The 20,860-nt window shown below is 65.1% G+C and carries 17 protein-coding genes; 7 read left to right on the top strand and 10 right to left on the bottom strand.

The genetic code is table 11. The features are described 5' to 3' along the window. Positions 1-19: 19 nt before the first annotated feature. Entirely contained in the window at positions 20-580 is a 561-nt protein-coding gene (locus tag ACFWO3_RS13770; protein WP_378578229.1) for a GNAT family N-acetyltransferase, read from the bottom strand. Further along, positions 577-1,512, bottom strand: coding sequence for a carbohydrate kinase (locus ACFWO3_RS13765; RefSeq protein WP_378578227.1), 936 nt, complete (start codon positions 1,510-1,512; stop codon positions 577-579). The genes ACFWO3_RS13770 and ACFWO3_RS13765 overlap by 4 nt, the downstream gene beginning before the upstream one ends. A gap of 45 nt (positions 1,513-1,557) precedes the next feature. Between ACFWO3_RS13765 and cobF the strand changes: the two genes are divergently transcribed. Together cobF and ACFWO3_RS13755 are read left to right on the top strand one after the other, a co-directional pair. Continuing rightward, positions 1,558-2,304, top strand: a complete 747-nt coding sequence (gene cobF / locus ACFWO3_RS13760) for a precorrin-6A synthase (deacetylating) (RefSeq protein WP_378578225.1) — start codon at positions 1,558-1,560, stop codon at positions 2,302-2,304. Positions 2,305-2,313: 9 nt separating this feature from the next. Beyond that, positions 2,314-3,180 (top strand): Fpg/Nei family DNA glycosylase, encoded by an 867-nt coding sequence (locus ACFWO3_RS13755; protein ID WP_378578223.1) that lies wholly within the window; start codon positions 2,314-2,316, stop codon positions 3,178-3,180. Between the two features lie 17 nt (positions 3,181-3,197). Here ACFWO3_RS13755 and ACFWO3_RS13750 read toward each other — a convergent pair whose 3' ends face one another. From ACFWO3_RS13750 to ACFWO3_RS13740, 3 genes are read right to left on the bottom strand one after another with little or no spacing between them, the layout of a single operon-like run. Continuing rightward, a complete protein-coding gene (locus ACFWO3_RS13750) occupies positions 3,198-4,688 on the bottom strand; it encodes a carboxylesterase/lipase family protein (protein ID WP_378578221.1) in 1,491 nt (496 codons plus the stop codon). Next, complete coding sequence (locus ACFWO3_RS13745) at positions 4,681-6,246, bottom strand: carboxylesterase/lipase family protein (protein ID WP_378578219.1); 1,566 nt, start codon at positions 6,244-6,246, stop codon at positions 4,681-4,683. Before ACFWO3_RS13745 ends, ACFWO3_RS13750 begins: the two co-directional genes overlap by 8 nt. A gap of 41 nt (positions 6,247-6,287) precedes the next feature. Then, positions 6,288-7,700 carry a dihydrolipoyl dehydrogenase family protein gene (locus tag ACFWO3_RS13740; RefSeq protein ID WP_378578217.1) on the bottom strand — a complete coding sequence of 471 codons (1,413 nt, stop codon included), beginning with the start codon at positions 7,698-7,700 and terminating at the stop codon, positions 6,288-6,290. Between the two features lie 44 nt (positions 7,701-7,744). Here ACFWO3_RS13740 and ACFWO3_RS13735 point away from each other — a divergent pair, with 44 nt between their 5' ends. After that, positions 7,745-8,497 carry an SDR family oxidoreductase gene (locus ACFWO3_RS13735; RefSeq protein ID WP_378578215.1) on the top strand — a complete coding sequence of 251 codons (753 nt, stop codon included), beginning with the start codon at positions 7,745-7,747 and terminating at the stop codon, positions 8,495-8,497. A gap of 69 nt (positions 8,498-8,566) precedes the next feature. Further along, positions 8,567-9,967, top strand: coding sequence for an NAD(P)/FAD-dependent oxidoreductase (locus ACFWO3_RS13730; protein ID WP_378578213.1), 1,401 nt, complete (start codon positions 8,567-8,569; stop codon positions 9,965-9,967). A 179-nt stretch (positions 9,968-10,146) separates the two neighbouring features. Here ACFWO3_RS13730 and ACFWO3_RS13725 read toward each other — a convergent pair whose 3' ends face one another. Beyond that, positions 10,147-11,391, bottom strand: coding sequence for a hypothetical protein (locus ACFWO3_RS13725; RefSeq protein ID WP_378578211.1), 1,245 nt, complete (start codon positions 11,389-11,391; stop codon positions 10,147-10,149). A 108-nt stretch (positions 11,392-11,499) separates the two neighbouring features. On the opposite strand from ACFWO3_RS13725, the gene ACFWO3_RS13720 reads away from it, so the two are divergent. Further along, complete coding sequence (locus ACFWO3_RS13720; RefSeq protein WP_378578209.1) at positions 11,500-12,306, top strand: FAD:protein FMN transferase; 807 nt, start codon at positions 11,500-11,502, stop codon at positions 12,304-12,306. 51 nt (positions 12,307-12,357) lie between these two features. Here the strand turns inward: ACFWO3_RS13720 and pgi are convergent, their stop codons facing one another. Then, entirely contained in the window at positions 12,358-14,010 is a 1,653-nt protein-coding gene (gene pgi, locus ACFWO3_RS13715) for a glucose-6-phosphate isomerase (RefSeq protein ID WP_378578207.1), read from the bottom strand. 106 nt (positions 14,011-14,116) lie between these two features. On the opposite strand from pgi, the gene ACFWO3_RS13710 reads away from it, so the two are divergent. Continuing rightward, positions 14,117-15,571 (top strand): NAD-dependent succinate-semialdehyde dehydrogenase, encoded by a 1,455-nt coding sequence (locus ACFWO3_RS13710; RefSeq protein WP_378578363.1) that lies wholly within the window; start codon positions 14,117-14,119, stop codon positions 15,569-15,571. 76 nt (positions 15,572-15,647) lie between these two features. On the opposite strand, the gene ACFWO3_RS13705 is transcribed toward ACFWO3_RS13710, so the two are convergent. Beyond that, positions 15,648-15,944, bottom strand: a complete 297-nt coding sequence (locus tag ACFWO3_RS13705) for a chorismate mutase (RefSeq protein ID WP_378578205.1) — start codon at positions 15,942-15,944, stop codon at positions 15,648-15,650. Positions 15,945-16,224: 280 nt separating this feature from the next. Here ACFWO3_RS13705 and pcrA point away from each other — a divergent pair, with 280 nt between their 5' ends. Then, positions 16,225-18,687, top strand: a complete 2,463-nt coding sequence (pcrA, locus tag ACFWO3_RS13700) for a DNA helicase PcrA (RefSeq protein WP_378578203.1) — start codon at positions 16,225-16,227, stop codon at positions 18,685-18,687. Between the two features lie 11 nt (positions 18,688-18,698). Here the strand turns inward: pcrA and ACFWO3_RS13695 are convergent, their stop codons facing one another. Both ACFWO3_RS13695 and ACFWO3_RS13690 read right to left on the bottom strand, forming a co-directional pair. Continuing rightward, a complete protein-coding gene (locus tag ACFWO3_RS13695) occupies positions 18,699-19,523 on the bottom strand; it encodes an aminoglycoside phosphotransferase family protein (RefSeq protein WP_378578201.1) in 825 nt (274 codons plus the stop codon). Positions 19,524-19,546: 23 nt separating this feature from the next. Beyond that, positions 19,547-20,635 (bottom strand): M23 family metallopeptidase, encoded by a 1,089-nt coding sequence (locus ACFWO3_RS13690; protein WP_378578199.1) that lies wholly within the window; start codon positions 20,633-20,635, stop codon positions 19,547-19,549. Positions 20,636-20,860: the final 225 nt, after the last annotated feature.

The raw sequence follows: 20,860 nt of genomic DNA, 5'->3' as shown, positions 1-20,860 counted from the left end.
GGGTTCCAGTGAAATCGGTCTACGACGGGGGTGTGTGCTCTGCGGGATCGACCCAGATCATCTGACGGCCTGTCTGGCCCTCGGTGGTGACGGGGAAGTCTACGATCCGATCGAGGCGATAACCGAGACGATGCGGTACCGCACTGCTCTTGGTGTTCGCCTCGTCGCAATGGATCTCTATGCGCTCGATTCCGTCCACCTGCAGCCCGGCGCGGGTGAGGGCCCTTGCCGCCTGGGTGATCAGCCCGCGACCTTCGGCGCCCTGCGTGAGCCAATAGCCGAGTTCCAGTGCATCCGCGCCGATTCTGCGGGGGAACCCGATCTTGCCCAGAACTTCGTCCTCGATATCGACAATCAAGTAGTCGAAGGCTTCGCGCGCAGTCCACTTCGCATGTGCGGAGTCGATCCTCGCCACTTGAGCTGCGGTGTTCGCGACTTCGGGGGTGGCCCAGTCCATCCAGAATGACAGTCGCGGCAAGTTCTCGTCGATCACCCTCGCGATCCGAGGTGCGTCCGCGACAGCCTCGCGGCGTACTGTCGCGCCGTCGAGCCGAATCGCCTCGGGAGGGGCGTCGGTCATCGCTGTAGTCCTACAGCGTCGGTCAGCATCCGGCGGGTCGGAAGGTCTGCTCCGGCCTTCGAGACCGTGAGCGCAGATGCTGTTGTGGCGTTGGTCATCACGTCGAGAAGCGTCGAACGGTCGACGGCGCGTAGTAGATCACGCCGGTCGGCACCCAGAAGGTCCTGTGCCGCGAATCCGTCGAGCAGTCCGGCCATGAAGGCGTCGCCGGCTCCGACTGTGTCGACCACCTGAACGTTCCGTGCGGTGACGTCGACGCGACCGGCGTCGGACAGCGCGAAGGCTCCGTCAGCTCCGGCGGTGACCACGACAACGGCCACACCGCTTGAAAGCCACTGCTGTGCGGTGGTTTCGGGTTCGTCTGCCGGGTCGAACCAGCGTAGATCCTCGTCGCTGACTTTCACGATGTCGGCAAGGGACACCAACTTCCGAATTCGCTCTCGCGCGTTCGGTGCGTCATCGAAGAGGTCGGGCCGTACGTTCGGGTCGTAGCTGATCGTCGCGGAGCCGCGGTAGTTGTCGAGCAACTCGGCTACGGCGGTGCTCCCCGGCTCCATCACTCCTGCGATGGAACCCGTGTGGGCGCAGCGCGGTGGCGGCGGCTGCTGCATGCCCTCGAGGTCCCAGTCGATGTCGAATTCGTAGGTCGCCGAACCCGCCGAGTCGAGCGTGGCCTGTGCTGTCGCGGTTCGACAGGCGGTGACGCTGCCGGCCGCGAGTTGTACATCCGACGCTTCGAGGTGGGCGCAGATTCGATCACCCCGTGCGTCCTCTCCGACGCGAGTGACGAAGGAAACCGGATGGTCGAGCCTCGCGAGCCCGATCGCTACGTTGAGTGGGCTACCGCCGACGTACTCCGCTATGCCGCCGCGTACGTCACGTACGACGTCGATGAGGGCTTCGCCGATCACCACGGTCACTTCCTTCCGCATCGTTTCCTCAGTGGTTCGGTAGCCATTGTGGGCTACCGTTCGAGGGTGCGTGAACTACTCCTGATCGGCATCGGCGTCGGCGACCCGGATCAAGTGACGGTCCAGGCTGTCAAGGCGATGAACACGGCCGACGTGTTCTTCGTGATCGGCAAAGGGGACGAGAAGCAGGAACTCGTGGACCTGCGCACCGGTCTGCTCGCCGAGCACGTCACGCACCCGCACCGGGTTGTCGACATCGTCGATCCACCGCGAGACCGCACGCCGTCCGATTACCGAGGTGTGGTGGAGGACTGGCACGAGAAGCGGGCAGCCCTGTTCGAGACCGAGTTCGCTGCCACCGGCGAGGACGTCGGCGCCATCCTCGTGTGGGGTGACCCGGCGCTGTACGACAGCACCATCAGGATCGTCGAGCGGGTCCTCGCCCGGGGCAACGTCACGTTCGAGTGGTCCGTGGTCCCGGGCGTGACCAGTGTCCACGCCCTGGCCGCGGCGCATCGCACTGTTCTCCACCGCGTCGGGGAGCCGATTCACATCACCACCGGACGCCGCCTGGCCGAAGGCCTGCCGGACGGCATCGACAACGTGGTGGTGATGCTCGACGCGCACTGCACGTTCACCCAGGTTCCAGGAGACGACGTCCACATCTGGTGGGGTGCATATCTCGGAACTCCCGACGAGGTACTCGTCTCGGGCAACCTGCGCGAGGTGGAAGAGCAGATCGTGCGGGTGCGCGCCGAACTTCGGGCACGCAAGGGCTGGATCATGGACACGTACATGCTTCGACGTGGGTAGTGTTCGGCTATGCCCGAACTTCCGGAAGTCGAGGCACTCGCCGGATTCCTGCGCAACCACGCGGTAGGCGCGGTCGTGGGACGCATCGACGTGGCCGCACTCAGCGTTCTCAAGACGTTCGATCCGCCCATCACCGATCTGCAGGGGCGCGACGTCACCGGGGCATCCCGATACGGAAAGCACCTCGCACTCGAGTGCGGAGAACTCTCGTTGATCACCCACCTGTCGCGGGGTGGTTGGTTGCGGTGGACGGACAACCCCTCGTCGGCGCCTCCGAAACCGGGTAAGGGGCCGCTGGCGCTTCGCGTCCACTTCTTCACACCGGAGGGGGGGACGCCCGCCTTCGACCTGACCGAGGCAGGAACCAAGAAGCGGTTGGCGGTGTGGGTGGTGCGCGATCCGCAGGAGGTCCCCGGAATTGCCCGGCTCGGGCCGGACGCGCTGACCGTCACCGAACCGGAGTTCGCCGAGATCCTTGGATCGACGACCGCACGCATCAAGAACTCACTGGTGGATCAGTCACTCCTCGCCGGCGTGGGCAACGCCTACTCCGACGAAATCCTCCACACGGCAAAGCTTTCACCGTTCGCCACGTCACGCGCACTGTCACAGGAGCAGGTCCACGCCCTGTACGAGACGATGCGTACGGTGCTCACCGACGCCATCTCACGGTCTCTCGGCCAGGATGCGGCCAGACTGAAAGGCGAGAAGCGAGCGGGAATGCGCGTGCACGCCCGGACCGGACTGCCGTGCCCGGTATGTGGGGACACCGTCCGGGAAGTGTCGTTCGTCGAGAAATCGTTCCAGTACTGCCCGACCTGCCAGACCGGTGGAAAGATTCTGGCGGATCGCAGAATGTCACGCCTGCTGAAGTGAGCGAACGGCGTCCGGCGTCACCGCGGGTACTCGTAGCCTTCCCATGCCAACCTCCGATGACGGCGCGGATCGCGTTCGACACGATCGACGTCGTCGAACAGTAGAGTTTTTCGGTCCTCGGCGTCGTAGGTGGGCCAATCGGATTCCGGTGCACCGTGTTTCGTGAAGTGGAGCCAGTGATTCTGCACCGAATCCGTCACCCGGGCGAATGCATCCGCACCACCGAGCAACGTCAAGACTCGCCGCCACAGACCGGAGAGGCCGAACACGGCGTACATCTCGGTTGCATGGGTTGCGCCGAAGCCGGTGATGCGTAGCAGACGGGTGGCGAAGTCGTAGCGGTACGAATACGTCGGTGCCGTGCGGGAATGCCCCTCCGTCACCGCGATCGAGGGCAACCAGAACATCATGTCGCCTCCGAGATCGGCCGCGGCGAAACGCTTTGGATACTTGGGATACGCGTCGAGGATTTTCTGCACGACAGCAGAATCGGCGCCCGCGAACATCCGCTCGATCCGATTTCGGTCGGTGGGCAAGATGTTCAGGAAGAACGGAAAGACCCGACCCTCGTGCGCATTGGTCCCGACGATCAGGGGCACCGGATGTGCCTTGCCCGCAGCGAAGACGTCCATCGGATGTTCTGGTAGGAAGTCACTGTCGACGGTGGGTGCGAACACTCTGGTGCCAGGCTCGTCGTCGGCGACTCTGCCCGCGAGGGTGCGACCGATCTCGGCGAGGCGCTTCGGTTCGGTGGTGGACAGCCAGTCGCAGGCTTCGGCATCGTCGACGCCCGCGGTCTCGATGAACTCGTGTGCCCACCGTGCGGCTCGGTCGGCTCCGTACACGGCGGCGGACCAGGGGCTCTGCGCGATGGCGCGGGTGAAGAGTCCTTCGGCTGCGGGGGTGGTCATCAGGGTGGTGACGGCGCCCCCGCCGGCGGATTCGCCGAAGAGGGTGACGTTGTCGGGGTCGCCGCCGAATGCGGCGATGTTGCGCCTGACCCATTCGAGGGCGGCGACCTGGTCGCGGAGGCCGAGGTTGGAGTCGAAGGTGCGTTCGGGGGTGGAGTATCGGCTGAAGTCGAGGTAGCCGAGGGCGCCGAGTCGGTAGTTGAGCGAGACGTAGACGATGTCCCCGCGGCGCACGAGGGAAGAGCCACCGTACAACCCTGATGCGGACGAGCCGCCCGAGTACCCACCCCCGTGGACGAACACCATCACCGCCCGTGGGGGTTGGTCGTCGTTGGGTGCTCCCAGCGGCGTGACCACGTTCAACAGCAGACAGTCCTCGCTGGACTTCACCGAAGGTTGAACGGAGTGCGGTCCGTACTCGTGTGCGTTCAGGACACCCGACCACGGTGTCGCTCGTTTCGGTGCACGGAAGCGGTCCGGGCCGACCGGTGGTGCGGCGTAAGGGATTCCACGCCAGGTGGAAACGCCGTCGACCTCCCTGCCGAGCACCTCACCGGCATCGGTGACGACCCGAAGGTGCGTCGACCGTTCATTCACGTCCGGCATGTTCCCCCTGCTTGTCGTGCGTCTGCTCGTTCTGATGACCGGTGGTCCAGTACCCCTGATATCCCGACCATGCGAGCCGGCGCTCGTGACGTGGATCGTTTCGAACCGTGCTCTTCTCGTCGAAAATCATCGTTGCGCGCGTGCCCGTGTCGTACGCGGGCCACGACCTCGACGGGACACCGCTACGCGCGAAGGACAACCAGTGCTGTTGCACTGCGTCCGTGACGGCCCGCATACCTCGACGTCCACCGGGCAGGGTGATTGCGCGTCCCAGCGCACTACGGCCGTAACCGAACACCGCGAACATCTCGAAACCGTGGGTTGCCCCGAGTCCGAGACGGTTCAGCGCTCTCGGCGCGAAATCGAACCGATAGCTGTAGGTGGGCGCGTGATTCGCGTGAGATTCCGTGATGGCGATCGAGGACGCCCAGAACGTGACGTCACCCCCGATGTCGACGGCCGTCGATTCGCTCGGATAGCCGGGATACGCAGAGGTGACCCGTGATTCGGCGTCCGGATCGGTGAGGGTGAACATCTTGTGGATTCGATCGGGCGTGGTCGGGAGGCCCCCGAGGAATTTCGTGAAGAGCGTCCCCTCGCGGGAGTTGTTGCCGATGATCAGTGGCACTCGGTGAGCAGAACCGTCGGCGAACGCGTCGAGCGGTGATCGGGGCAGGAAGTCACCGTCGACCACCGGACCGAACGGGTGCAGGCCGGGCGTCTCCGAGACGACCTTGGCGTTGAGACGATTGGCGGCCCGTCCGAGCTGTCCGGGCGTCGCGGTCTCGAGAGCTTCGACCGGGTCGTCGACCTCCATCGGTAGGAGATCGACGAAGTCTGCCGCCCATCCGGCCGCCCGCTCCGCGGAGGTGACCAGTCCCGGTGCGGAGCTTTCCGCGATGGCGCGGGTGAAGAGTCCTTCGGCTGCGGGGGTGGTCATGAGGGTGGTGACGGCGTTGGCGCCGGCGGATTCGCCGAAGAGGGTGATGTTGTCGGGGTCGCCGCCGAATGCCGCGATGTTGCGTTCGATCCATTCGAGGGCGGCGACCTGGTCGCGGAGGCCGAGGTTGGAGTCGAAGGGGCGTTCGGGGGTGGAGTAGCGGCTGAAGTCGAGGTAGCCGAAGGCGCCGAGTCGATAGTTGAGCGACACGTACACGACGTCCCCGCGGCGCACAAGGGAAGAGCCACCGTACAAGCCGGTTGCCGAACTTCCGAGGATGTACGCCCCGCCGTGGATGAACACCATCACGGGCCGCTTGCGGTCGGCGTTACTGTCGGGCGCCACCACGTTGACCGTCAAGCAGTCTTCGCTGGTCGGCTGATACTTGCCGGGCCGGAGGATCGTGTAGAGCTTGCGCTGCGGAGCGGCACTGCCGAATTCGGTGCAGTCGAGCACGTCCTGGCGGGGACTCGGCGGGCGGGGAGCGCGGAATCGGTCCTTTCCGACCGGCGGTGCCGCATATGGGATGCCGCGCCAGGCGATGAGGCCATGAGACGAACGCCCGCGAACGGGTCCCTCGGTGGTGTCCACGATTGTGCTGCGCGCCATGGCGGCGACTATACGGAAGCGATGTCGGGTGAACCTGAGAGTCAGCCTCGCGCCTCGAGCAGGCGCAGCCACACCTCACTGACGGTCGGATACGAAGGAACCGCATGCCACAGAGTGTCCATGCCGAGCCGGCCGACCACGGCCACGGTCGCAGCGTGGACCAGTTCCGACACCTCCGTCCCCACGAAAGTCGCACCGACGAGGGTGTCGGTTGACCGATCGATGACGAGTTTCGCGTGCCCGGAGAAGTCGTCGCGAGCAAGGGCGGAGCCCGCGACCGCTATGTCCGTTTGAACGGTCTCGACGTCCACCCCCGCCTCCTTGGCTTCGGCCTCGGTCATGCCCACAGATGCGGCTTCGGGGGCAGTGAACACCACCTGCGGAACCTGCCCGTGGTCGGCCGAAGCACGCAGTCGTGGATGGTCGAGGTCCCGGTTCTCCGCCCGCGCGGCGATGACGTCCCCGCACACGCGAGCCTGGTACTTGCCCATGTGGGTGAGCAGCGAGCGCCCGTTGCAGTCGCCGACGGCGTACAGCCAGCCGTTCGGGGTAGCCAGGGTGTCGTCGACGGTGATGTAGCCGCGGTCGTCCAGGAGGCTCGGGTCGAGACCGAGATCGGCAGTGTTCGGTACTCGGCCGGTGGCGACGACGATCTCGTCGGCCTCGATCGAGTCCCCGCCGGCGACCTCGACGGTGACGGGTCCGCCGTGGATGCGTCCGATTCCCGTGTCCGCGACGCCCGGCCGTGACGCGGAGGTCACCTCGGTGCCGAGTAGCACCGAGGCGCCGCGGGCGAGGAAGGCCTCGGCCACCCGGTCTCCGGCCGACGGCTCCATTCGCGGGAGGAGTCCGTGGCCACGAACCACGAGGGTCAGCTCTTCCACTCCGAGATCGAGGAGCCAGGTCGCGGCCTCACACGCCACGACCCCACCTCCCACGACCACCACCCGGCGTGGGACCTCGCGCAGATTCGTCACGTCCCTCGAGGTCCAGGGCCGCGACTCCTTCAGTCCCGGGGTGCCGGGAATCGATGCACCGGTGCCCGTTGCGAGGACGACGGCCTCACGGGCGCGGAGCGTCCGCACGCCGTCGATGGTGACGGTGCGGTCGCCGCTGATCCGAGCGTGCCCGCGCAGCACCTCGATGCCCTGGTTCTCGGCCCACTTCACCTGCGAGGAATCGTCGTGACCGCTGGTGTACGAGTCGCGGCGAGCGAGAACGGCGGGAACGTCGAGACCGTCGGCGCGCACGCCGGGCATGTTGCGGCCTGCCCCGAGAACCTGCCCCGGACGCAGGAGCGCCTTGCTCGGCATACAGGCCCAATAGGAGCATTCGCCACCGACGAGTTCGTGTTCGATCAGCACTGCGGTCCGAGTGCTGCCTGCGATTGCGTAGTCGGCCGCGTTCTCGCCTGCCGGCCCGCCTCCGATGACGATGACATCGAATTCGTCCATTGCTCCACGGTAAGCCGCATCGGCCGACCCGATACGGTGTCTGCATGAAACGGCAGAAGATCCTCATCACCGGTGCCAGTTCGGGTCTGGGAGAGGAGATGGCGCGACGCTTCGCCGCGATGGGTCGGGACCTGGCGTTGTGCGCACGGCGTCTCGAGAACCTCGAGGTGCTGGCGGCGAAGCTGAAGCAATCGCATCCGAACATTCGCATCGCGGTGCGCGCCCTCGACGTCACGGACCACGAGGCCGTCGTGCGCGTATTCGGCGAACTCAGGGACGAACTCGGCGGGCTGGATCGGGTGATCGTGAACGCGGGGCTCGGAAAGGGCGCCAAGATCGGTACGGGCCGTGCCGACGCGAACCTCGCTACCGCACGAACCAACTTCGTCGGTGCGTTGTCCCAGTGCGAGGCGGCGCTCGACACGTTCCGGGGACAGAACGCAGGGCACCTCGTGCTGGTGTCCTCGATCAGTGCCGACCGAGGGCTGACCGGACCGAAGGCCGCGTACTCCGCGAGCAAGGCCGCCGTCGCCTCGCTCGGAGAATCGTTGTCCACGGAGCTCGCGAAAACCGACATCTCGGTGACGACGTTGCTCCCCGGATTCATTGCAACGGACATGTCGTCGAAGGCAGGGGACAGCGCGCAGATGACCGCGACCCTGAAGGAGGGCGTGGACGCGATGGTCGCCGCCATCGAGAAGGAATCGACGCGAGTAGCGCTCCCGGGTCTCAAGTGGCGCGTTGTCGACGTCGCATTCCGATTCCTCCCCAACGCACTCACTGCCCGCCTCGCCTGACCCCTGTGAGTGGTTGACGAGTCTCTGGACTCGCTGACCACGCACAGGGGGAGGGCGTAGGTTTCGAGTATGGGCAAGCGCGTCGTCATCGTCGGTGGTGGATTCGGTGGCCTCCATGCAGCGCGACAACTGCGCGACGTGGGCGCCGAAGTCACCCTGATCGATCGCGGCACGAGTCATCTGTTCCAGCCGCTGCTCTATCAGTGCGCCACAGGGTTGTTGTCCCAGGGCGAGATCACCAGCCCACTTCGGTCACTTCTCCGTAAGGGGCCGAGTCTGCGGGTGATTCTGGGTGAGGCACACTCGATCGATCCGGAAGCAGGCGAGCTCACCGCGATCCGGCTGGACGGATCGAAGTTCACGCTGCCGTACGACTATCTGATCGTCGCGGCCGGAATGCGGCAGTCGTACCACGGACACGACGAGTACAGCCAATGGGCGCCGGGCATGAAGACACTGGACGACGCGCTGGCCATCAGGCGCAAGATCGTCACCGCCTTCGAGATGGCCGAGACGCTTCCGACTGCCGAGGAGCGCCGGCCGTGGTTGACGTTCGCGGTGTCCGGCGGAGGTCCGACCGGAGTCGAGCTCGCGGGCCAGATTCGCGAACTCGCCACCCGCGCGCTCGCACACGAATTCGACGAGATCGACCCGTCCGAGGCGCGAGTGCTGCTGTTCCATGGCGGTGACCGGGTACTTCCGGCGTTTCATCGCAGGTTGTCCGCGACGGCTCAGAAGACGCTCGATCACATCGGTGTCGAAACCCATCTCGGTGTTCATGTCACCGACGTGTCCGAGACGGGCGTCGAGACGACCGCCAAGGCAGAGCCGAAGACGGTGACGCGATACGAAGCGAAAACCGTGCTGTGGACAGCCGGTGTCGAGGCCGTGCCCTTCGCAGGGAAGCTGGCGAAGGCGCTCGACGTCGAGCCGGACTCGGGTGGACGAATCCCCGTGCTCGAGGATCTGACGGTTCCCGGCCATCCGAACGTATGGGTGGTCGGAGATCTCATGTCACTCGACAAACTTCCGGGCGTGGCCGAGGTCGCCATGCAGGGCGGCCGATTCGCGGGCAAGCAGGTTCGGGCCGTACTCGGCAAAGGCACCCCACGCCGGAAGTTCAAATACCGGGACCTCGGCACCGCCGCGTACATCGCGCGACGACAGGCGATCGTGCAGGTGGGGCCGATCAATCTGTCCGGTTTCGTCGGCTGGGTGTCGTGGGGAGTCATACACATCGCGTTCCTCGCGAGTCCCCGAAACCGGATGAGTACGTTCCTGAACTGGGCCGCCACTCTCGCCACCGGTTCGCGTCGCGAACGCGCAGTCACCTACGGCGATCCGGAAACCGCTCGTCAGCCCTATGGTGACCAGCTATGGTCGGCGCGTGATCGAAGTCGCGACCAGGCAGCGGACACTACCGCCGCCCAAGAGAACAGTGTTCGACGCACTGATCCACCCCGATCGTGATCCTGTATGTCCGTGGCTGACGATGCACGAAGACGAACAACGTCCCAGGGTGCTCGATCCTGAGGTGGACTCTGTTGGTCGACGAGGCACGTCCTGACGGCGAAACGGTGGTTCGAATGCGTAAGCGCCTCAACGCACTCGTCAACGCGAACCTTCGGTCGACGTTCGGGCAGTAGATTTCACCAGGATCGGGGGCGTAGGCCCTTTCGATTCAGCGCGTCGGCCGTGCGGCGACGGAGTTGGTCCCGCGATCGGTCCACGGTGCTCTCCAACGCAAGGGTGTAGCTGCCGTCGAACTCGTTGAAGAAAGCAAAGATTCGGGACCGCGTGCGAAGTGGACCGGGGTGGACGGCCCTGGTGGCGATACTGCCTGCAGTGTGCGGGCCCAGTGTCCGGACGCCCTCGGGAAGTCGACCTATGTTGGAACACAGAGCGTCTCGCTCGCCGGCCGAACTCGACAGCGAGTGTGCAGCGCGGTCCGGAACCACTTGGAGCAATTCGTCGGGGAAGCCCGCCGGACTCGACATCGGTGGGGATGCGTAAGCAGCTCGACTGTTGTCTCGGACTCGTCCTCCCGAATCCTGCGCTGCAACTTCGACCTCCACCATTGCGACCGCGTTGTCGATTCCCGGAATGGAACGCATGTCCATCGGAACACTGACGACCACGGTGTCGTCGGGGTGTGTACGCGCGAGTTCGGCGATCACCGAAATGAACAGGCTGTTCGGAGTGCCGCCGTCCCGCTCGGCTGCTGCCCGCCAATCATCTGCGTCCAGCTCGACGATCAGGCGGGTGCATGCCTCGGGCGAAGAGATCGACGCCTCCGGGGTCCTGCTGCGGAGTTCGTGACGTCGTTCGGGGTGTCTGATCAACCCGACTACTGCGGCAAGCGTTCTCGTCGCGACCCTGCCGACGAGCGCCATAGCGTCACGAACATCCGACGTGGCTGATTGGTGCATCTCGACCGGCTCAGCCCCGGTCAACGCGGACTCGATTGCAGAAGCCAGGCCGCGGGCATCGGCGATCACGTGGGAGCACACCAACGACACCGCGGTACCGCCGTCTTCCAGACGTGCGACCGACATACGCCACCCGGGACCGTTCTCCGGATCGACGTCGTGCGCGGCCTGCTCGTCCGCCCAGGTCGTCAGGTCCGAGACCGTGCGGTACTCGACGGGAAAGGTCGAGGCGTCGGGAACGAACCGCGGCCTCGCCAGCGGGACTCGGGAACGTACTACTCGTCGTCCTAGGCGTCCATGGGCGAGCGCGTCGTGTACCGAGGCGAGAAGGGCGGGCTCGATGCGATCCGCACACCGCCACAGCCCCTGCATCACCACGAGATTGCCCCAACCGCGGTGGCCACGGAGGAAGATCTCGTCGACCACACCCAGACGAGCTTCGCCGAGGGTGCGTCCGGAGTCCACGACCGGAAGTCTACGGGTCAGTTCGCCTGACCAGCGACGGAAGGCCCCTCTGGACAAACGGCGCATAATGGAAACGTGAGCTGTTGCGACTAGCGCACGGAGTAGGACATGGTCAGTGCCGAGCAGTGGGTTGTGTGGGATTCCGTGGTCGAGGTCGACGTGACCGAGGGCGCGGCGCTGTCGGCTGCAAGTGCACTGATCGCCCGGGTCATCGAGGACACGGAGTCGGTGTGCGATCTTCGGCGTGGCGACGCCGAGATCCACGCCGTCAACCTTTCGCAGGGTGAGCCGGTGAAAGTGAGCAGACGAATGTCGGCCCTGTTGCGGTCGGCGTTGTGGGCGGCCCGGATGACCGACGGTGTCGTCGGTCCGCTGGCGGCGGCACGCTTCGACGACGAGAAGATTCCGCCCGTACATCCGGTACCGACGTACCAGGACGTGCAGATCGACGACGACATCGTCTTCGCGCCGTGGGGTGCGTCTTTCGACATCACGGAAACGGCGAAGGCCGATACGGTCGCCCGTGCAGCGGAACTGGTCGCTACGGAGCTCGAATGTGGTGCGGCCGTGCGGATCGGAGAAGTGGTCGCGACTGCGGGGCACTGTCCGGCGGGCGGGTGGCAGATCGATGTGCCATCCGACGGTGTCGTCGAACTGGTCAACGGGACGGCGATGGCCACCGTGGGCCGATCGGGTGCGGCCGACGACCCGCTGCCGAACGAGACGGAGTGGGAACAAGTGACCGTGGTCGCGGCCGACCCGTTGTGGGCGTACGCGGCGGCCGAGGCGGCGCTGGCCCGGCGGATCGGCGCGATCAGATGGATCGAGCAGCACGATTTGCGGGCCCGGCTGGTGGACCGCAGCGGGCGCGAGTACACGACCGAGAACTGGACGCTGCACGCCCCACGTCTGTGAGTGGTTAGCGAGTCCAGAGACTCGTGGGCCACTCACGGGCGGCGGAGCCGCCTAGGCGCGGCCACGGCCTTTGCGGTACCAGTCGATCAGGGCTGTGGTGGACGAGTCGTCCTGCGGTTCGGGGGCCTCCTGCGCGGTGAGCACGGGTTGCAGTTCGTTCGCCTGAGTCTTGCCGAGTTCGACACCCCACTGGTCGAACGAGTCGATGCCCCACACGACGCCTTCGACGAACACCTGATGCTCGTACAAGGCGATCAATTGGCCGATGACCGACGGGGTCAGTTTCGGCGCGAGAATGGTGGTCGAGGGGCGGTTGCCTGGCATGACCTTGTGCGGAACCAACTCGGGATCGGTGCCCTCCGCGGCGATCTCCTCGGCCGTCTTCCCGAATGCCAGCACCTTCGTCTGCGCGAAGAAGTTGCTCATCAGCAGATCGTGCATGCTGCCGGTGCCGTCCATCGTGGGCAGGTCGTCGGTGGGCGAGACGAAACCGATGAAGTCGGCGGGAACGAGGCGAGTTCCCTGGTGCAGCAACTGATAGAAGGCGTGCTGACCGTTGGTTCCCGGCTCGCCCCAGAAGATTTCGCCGGTCGACGTCGAAACCGGACTGCCGTCTGCGCGAACGGACTTGCCGTTCGACTCCATCGTGAGCTGTTGCAGGTATGCGGCGAAACGCACGAGATCGTTCGAGTACGGCAACACCGCACGTGACTCGGCGCCGAAGAAATTGGAGTACCAGAGTCCGAGCAGCCCGAGAATCGCCGGGGCATTGCGCTCGAGGGGTGCCGTGCGGAAGTGCTCGTCGATCTCGTGGAACCCGGCGAGGAACTCCGCGAACCGTTCACGACCGATCGCTGCCATCACACACAGGCCGATCGCGGAGTCGACGGAGTAGCGTCCGCCGACCCAGTCCCAGAATCCGAACATGTTGTCGGTGTCGATGCCGAACTCCGCGACACGTTCGGCGTGGGTGGACACGGCCACGAAATGTTTTGCCACCGCGTCGTTTTCGAGACCCAACGAATCGAGAAGCCAACGCTTCGCGGCGGTCGCGTTGGTGAGGGTCTCGAGTGTCGAGAAGGTCTTGGACGCGACGACGAAGAGAGTGGTCGCCGGATCGAGTCCGTGGAGACTTCGCACAAGGTCGGACGGGTCGATGTTGGAGATGAAGCGAACGCTGATACCGGCATCGGCGTAGTGCCGCAGGGCGCGGTAGACCATCACGGGGCCGAGATCGGATCCGCCGATGCCGATGTTGACGACTGTCTCGATCTTCTTGCCGGTGGCGCCACGCCATTCCCCGGACCGCACTCGGTCGGTGAAATCGCCCATGCGGTCGAGAACTTCGTGGACGTCTGCGACGACGTTCTCGCCGTCGACGACGAGCGTCGCGTCGCGGGTGAGCCGAAGGGCAGTGTGCAGCACTGCACGGTCTTCCGACGTGTTGATGTGTCCGCCGGCGAACATGGTGTCCCGGCGCTCCTCCACGCCGGCCGTGCGAGCGAGGTCGAGCAGCAGGGCGAGGGTCTCGCGGTCGACGCGGTGCTTGCTGTAGTCGATGTACAGGTCCCCGGCGTTAACCTGGAGCTCGCTGCCGCGATCGGGGTCGTCTGCGAAGAGCTTTCGCAGGTGCACAGACTCGATACCGGCGTGATGGGCGCGAAGGTTCTGCCAGGCGTCGGTTCGAGTTATGTCTGTGCTCACGATCGTCGAGCTTAGTGTCTGGCGTCCGAATCGTCCCGCGTTGTCCTTCACCAGCCCTTACTCGGCGCCTGCCCGTTCCCTGAACATCGGGCGCATGATGGAGGTCATGGATGCACTCGAGCTCATTCGATCGGCCCCGACCAAGTTGTTCCTGGGCGGCGAGGAGGTGGACGCCGAGGAAGGTGCCACCTTCGATGTCCACGACCCGTCGACCGGTGACGTCCTCACCGCAGTTGCCGACGCGAGCCCGGACGATGCCCGCCGCGCCCTCGATGCGGCAGTGGCGGTGCAGGCCGACTGGGCAGGCACGCCGGCCCGTGAACGCGGTGAGCTGCTACGCGGCGTATACGACAGGATCGTCGAGCACACCGAAGAACTCGCACTGCTCATGACCCTGGAGATGGGTAAGGCATTGCCCGAGAGTCGGGCCGAGATCAAGTACGGCGCCGAGTTCTTCCGATGGTTCGCCGAGGAGGCCGTGCGGGTCGCCGGACGCTACACCCAGGCTCCGGCAGGCACCGGCCGGATCATCGTCACCAAGCAGCCCGTCGGGCCGTGTCTGGCCATCACACCGTGGAACTTTCCATTGGCGATGGGAACCCGCAAGCTGGCTCCCGCCCTGGCTGCAGGCTGCACCATGATGGTCAAGCCGGCTTCGGAGACCCCGCTCACCTTGCTGTACCTCGCGAAGCTGATGAGCGATGCCGGAGTTCCGAAGGGTGTGGTGTCGGTGCTGCCCACATCGCGATCCGGCGACATCACCGATCCATTGCTCGAGGATCCGCGACTGCGCAAGCTCACGTTCACGGGATCGACCGGCGTGGGCAGGATGCTCGTCGAGAAGTCCGCGAAGGGTCTCCTGCGCACGTCGATGGAACTCGGAGGAAACGCACCGTTCGTGGTCTTCGACGATGCGGACGTCGACGCCGCCGTCGACGGCGCGATCCTCGCGAAGCTGCGGAACGGAGGCGAAGCCTGCACGGCCGCCAATCGGTTCCACGTGGCCGAGTCCGTCGAGGAGGACTTCACCGCGAAGCTCGTGCAGAAGATGAGTGAGTTCGTGCTCGGGCCGGGCGCGGATTCCTCCACCACACTCGGGCCGTTGGTGAGCGAGAAGCAGCTGCGAACCGTGTCGGAGTTGGTCGACGACGCGGTGGCTGCGGGTGCGAAGGTGCTTCTCGGCGGCAAGGCACCGGAGGGGCCCGGCTGGTACTACCCGGCGACGGTACTCGGCGACGTACCCGCGAGCGCCAGGATCTTGAAGGAGGAGGTCTTCGGTCCCGTGGCTGCGGTGACCACCTTCGACACCGAGGACGAGGGTGTGGCTGCCGCCAACGACACCGAGTACGGACTTGCGTCCTACATCTACACCCGTGATCTCGATCGAGCGCTCCGGGTGGCCGAGGCGGTGGAGACCGGCATGGTCGGCGTCAACAGGGGAGTGATCTCCGACCCGGCGGCACCCTTCGGTGGAATCAAATCCTCGGGATTCGGCCGTGAGGGCGGCTCGGAGGGCATCGAGGAGTACTTGGAGACCAAGTACATCGCTCTACAGTCCTGACACGCGAACGACCTCATGCACCGGAACGACTGTTCGGATGCACGAGGTCGCGCGAAGGATGGAACCGTGAAGAGCGTCAGTGCCCGAGACGTCCGCGTCCGAGACGAAGCAGCAACATTGCGAGGGTGTGGCCTTCCTGGCCGAGCTCGTTGTAGCGCTCGAGAACCTTCATCTCGCGGCTGTGAACGAGTCGGGGACCGCCGGATGCCATACGAGTGCGGCCGATCAGCTGTGACACTTCTGCGCGGCGCTTGACCGCGGCCAAGATCTCGGCGTCGAGGCGGTCGATCTCGCGACGAAGTTCGTCGATCTCTGCCTCGGTGGTCGGAACAGGGGTCTCCGTCGAGGCTTCCGTGACGGTCTGAATGCTCATGGGTTCGTCTCCTCTTCTCAGAACTTGGATCGTTGTTTCGGCTCGGGTCGTTACCGATCCAGGCTCACTGACGAAAAGAGCCCCGGGATCCGGGTGGGACCTCGAGGCTCGTGAGCTGTTCAGTTCACGGGCACCGGTCGCCGGTGCCCGTGAAATCGCCGCAGTGCGCGACGAGAAGCGCTGAACATACGTACCATTTTGCCACGCTCGTCGGTGCCCGGCCAAGTTGAGGGTGCGTGCATGCGATCCTGTCGGTGCCCAGCGGTAGCGTAAAGGGGCGATGACTACCTTTCCCAGCCCGTCGGTTTCCGGCCGGAATGCACCCGCCGGCCCCACCTTTCCCGCCGACACGTCAACCGATTCCCGGTCCGATGCGCTGCTGCGCGGATTGAACCCACACCAGCGTGAGGCGGTGCTGCACACAGGGTCGCCGCTGCTCATCGTGGCCGGCGCAGGTTCGGGGAAGACGGCGGTCCTCACCCGGCGCATCGCATATCTGCTGGCAGAGCGCGACGTGCGCCCCGGCCAGATCCTCGCCATCACGTTCACCAACAAGGCTGCGGCCGAGATGCGTGAGCGGGTCGCCCAGCTCGTGGGTCCCCGCGCCAACAGCATGTGGGTGTCCACATTCCACTCGAGCTGTGTTCGCATTCTGCGAGCTCAGGCCGCTCTTCTTCCAGGACTGAACTCCAATTTCTCGATCTACGACTCGGACGATTCACGTCGATTGCTGACGATGATCTCGAAGGACCTCGGGATCGATTCGAAGAAGCATTCGCCCCGGCTTCTGGCCACCTGCATCTCGAATCTGAAGAACGAGCTGGTCGATCCCGAGCAAGCGGTGACGGACGCAGAGAAGGAGCCGGCGGAGCTGCCGAAGCTCGTCGCGAAGATATACGGGCACTACCAGCAGCGGCTGCGGGCGGCCAATGCTCTCGACTTCGACGACCTGATCGGCGAGACGGTGGGGATGCTGCAGGCGTTCCCGCAGGTGGCCGAGTACTACCGTCGCCGCTTCCGGCACGTGCTGGTCGACGAGTATCAGGACACCAACCACGCCCAGTACATGCTGGTACGGGAACTCGTCGGTTCCGCGCCGGCCGAGGGGGAGCACGGCGTGCCGCCCGCCGAGCTGTGTGTCGTCGGTGATGCGGATCAATCGATCTATGCGTTTCGCGGGGCCACGATTCGCAACATCGAGGAGTTCGAGCGCGACTACCCGGACGCGCGCACCATCCTTCTCGAACAGAACTACCGGTCCACCCAGAACATTCTGTCCGCGGCCAACTCGGTGATCTCCAAGAACACCGGCCGCCGTGAGAAGCAACTGTGGACCGACTCCGGCGAAGGCGAACTCATCACCGCCTACGTGGCCGACAACGAGCACGACGAGGCGTCTTTCGTGGCCTCCGAGATCGACAAGTTGGTCGACGCGGGTGACGCGAAGTTCGCCGATGTGGCGGTCTTCTACCGCACCAACAACTCCTCGCGAGCCATCGAGGAGATCTTCATTCGGCTCGGTGTGCCGTACAAGGTCGTGGGCGGTGTGCGCTTCTACGAGCGCAAGGAGGTACGAGACGTCGTCGCGTACCTGCGCGTGCTCGCCAACCCCGACGACACGGTGAGCCTGCGCCGCATCTTGAATACGCCACGCCGCGGGATCGGCGACCGCGCCGAAGCATGCGTCGCCGTGCACGCCGAGCAGAGGGACGTCAGTTTCGCGCAAGCCTTGCGCGACGGCGCCGACGGCAAGGTGCCGCTGCTGAACACTCGGTCGCAGAAAGCCATTGCCGCGTTCACCGAGATGATGGACGAGCTCCGAAAGCTTCTACCTGCCGCAGGCAGCGACGAGATCGGCGATCTCGGGGAGATCATCGAAGCGGTTCTCGAACGCACCGGTTACCACGCCGAGCTCGCCAAGAGCAGCGACCCTCAGGACGGTGCACGGCTCGACAACCTCAACGAATTGGTGAGCGTTGCGCGCGAGTTCAGCGCGGATGCCCGCAACGCCGCCGGAATCGAAGACGACCTGCCGGGCGGCGCGGATGAACGCGACGGAGAACCGGAACCCGGTTCGCTTGCCGCCTTCCTCGAACGAGTTTCTCTGGTGGCCGATGCCGATCAGCTCCCCGATTCCGAGGACGGGGTCGTCACGTTGATGACTCTGCACACCGCGAAGGGGCTCGAGTTTCCGGTCGTTTTCGTCACCGGCTGGGAGGACGGGCAGTTCCCGCACATGCGGGCGCTCGGTGACCCGGCCGAGCTGTCCGAGGAACGGCGCCTTGCGTACGTGGGAATCACTCGCGCCAGGCATCGTCTGTATCTGACCCGAGCTGTGATGCGCTCGGCGTGGGGGCAGCCGATACAGAACCCGGAATCACGATTTCTGCAGGAGATTCCAACCGATCTTCTCGACTGGCGCCGGGTCGATCCCGGCCCCGGTCCCGGCGGTGCGATCGGTGGCGGGCACCCGCGTGGCGGCGCCGGCTACGTCGGTGGATTCGGAAGTGGGGGATACGGCGGCGCCAACACGGGCGGCGGTTCCACCGGGTTCGGTGCGGCGCGACGCAACAACAACCTGGTATTGGCGGTGGGAGACCGCGTGAGCCACGACAAGTACGGTCTCGGTACGGTTCTCGAAACCAAGGGCGCCGGTCCCACCGCAACGGTCACCATCGACTTCGGCAGCGCGGGCAAGGTTCGCCTCATGCTGATCGGGGGCGTACCGATGGTGAAGCTGTAAGAGACGTCCGTTCAGGCGATTCGTGCGACCATTGCGCGGCCCGCGTCTTCGAAGTGTGTGTCGCCGATGCCGTTCGCCCAGACCACCGTGGACAACGACTGGTGGATCTGTTCGAGCTTCCAGACGTCTCGGTCGCTCTCGTCGAGTGTGCGACCCAGTCCTTCCAAGAAGGCTTCCTCGAAGTCCGGGCGGTCGACGAACTGTTGGTTGTGCAAGCGGAACAGGTCGCTCGTCCAGTGCCGTTGTTCGGCGCGGCCGAAGTCGATCACCGAGACTTGGCCCTCGTCGATCAACCAGTTTCGCGGATGGTAGTCGCCATGTGTGAAGCACACGGGAACCGGTTGCACCACAACGGAATCGAGCTGATCACGCAGCGAGTTCAGGTGCTCTGTGGCAACCAGGCCGACGGCGTTGTCGAGGTCGAAGGTGCACTGGCGTCGCAGCCTCTCCGAGTAATCGCTCGAAGGGTCCCCGGGGACGAGCAACCGGTTCAGAAGTGCACCGGCCTGGCGATAGGTGTCGGCGGACCATTCGGCCGGTGCGCCTTCCACGATCTCGCCGGGTTGGTATCGAGTGACGAGGAGGAAGTCGGCCGCGGACTCGTGCAACAGCGTGGGAGCGGTGCCAGGGAGGTCGCGCAGAACGTGGTGCGCGGCGATTTCACGCGGAATGTGATGGCTGGCCGCACTGGCCTTGACGATGCAGTCCTCGTCCGCAGTACGGACGTGCAGGACGGTGGTGTCCTGTAGCGGCCACGAGTAGTCGTCGACGATCTGCCAGGTGCCCAGCCAGCCGTCGAGCAGGCGTCGTTGAATGTCGGTGATGCCGGAATACATGAGGGGTGAAACGGAGAAGACGATCAGTCTTGTTGGATACCGAGGCTGATGCCGCGGGAGGCAAGCCACGGTATCGGGTCGATCTTGTTCTCGCCGGGCAGGTGGACCTCGAAGTGGAGGTGCGGACCGGTGGAGAAGCCACGGTTGCCTATGGTGGCGATCTGGTCGCCCGCCATCACTTCCTGTCCGACGGAGACCATGGATTCGTTGATGTGGCCGTACACGGTGATGGTGCCATCAGCGTGCAGGAGACGAACCCACATTCCGAAACCGGAGGCCGGGCCGGAGTCGATGACCTTGCCGTCCGCGACCGCGACGATCGGGGTGCCGATCGGAGCTGCGATGTCGACGCCGGCGTGGAGAGTTCCCCAGCGGCTACCGAAACTCGATGTGAAGTTTCCGATGGCGGGAAGGACGAAGAGGGGGCGACGTGCAGCGGCTTCGCGAGCAGCGCGCTCTTCGCTGAAGCGCTGGCCCTTGGCGAGCAGATTGTTGAACTGTGACAGGTCGGTGGGGTTCGCGACGTTCAGGACCTGGGGTGCGTCCGACTGCGAAGCGGCCGAGGGTGTGGTGTCCGAGAGAGTCGAGAACTGGGCGGCTTGCGGCTCGGCGGTGGTGCCGACGGTGGACTCGTTGTCCGAGGCGAGGGCAACTTCGGTCTGGCTCGAATCGGAAGAGCCATTGGAGAGTCCGGCCTGTCCGGCTGCGACCACGGCGCCTGCGGCGACTGCGAGGACTGCTGCGCGACCCTTGAGGGCGGTGGGGGGAGTGGGGAGGCGGTGAGCTCCACTGCGGCGAGTGGCAGGAGCCGGTTCCGCCGTCATCCGGTCCTGCGAAGCGGATCCCGGGGCGGTGAAGTAAGAAGTCGGCGCCTGTGTGTACACGTACTCGTGATCGCGGTATTCGTAGCCGGACTCGTAACCGTATTCCGCGTATTCGTCGACGTACAGGTCGGCGTGGTTGTCGTTGTGACGCATGCTGATCGAACTTTCGGGACTATCAGCACCGGCGTAACGCGGAACCGACCTCGAAGGATGAGCGGGTGAGCCTTCGTTCACGTGATTCGTCGGGTTTCCGAATCGGCTGGTCGTGAACTGGCTGCGGTGGTGCATGTGCCCGTTCGTCCTCCTGCTTGTGACCTGCCTGTGACTAAGACCTGGGAACGGTAACGAAACGGTTGCGACGGGCGCAACCTGTAACGCGCTCCTTTACCGATATGTGACGTGCATCACTTTGTGAGCTGGGGAAACGATCTACGCCACACCCACCCCCGGTGCCGTTGTCCACCATTCGGGACGACACTCGCAGTTGCCGCGTGTCACGACTGCGTGGAAAAC

It is taken from the genome of Rhodococcus sp. NPDC058521, from assembly GCF_042719695.1.
Lineage (GTDB): Bacteria > Actinomycetota > Actinomycetes > Mycobacteriales > Mycobacteriaceae > Rhodococcus_F.
This window is presented reverse-complemented; position numbering and strand designations above follow the sequence as displayed.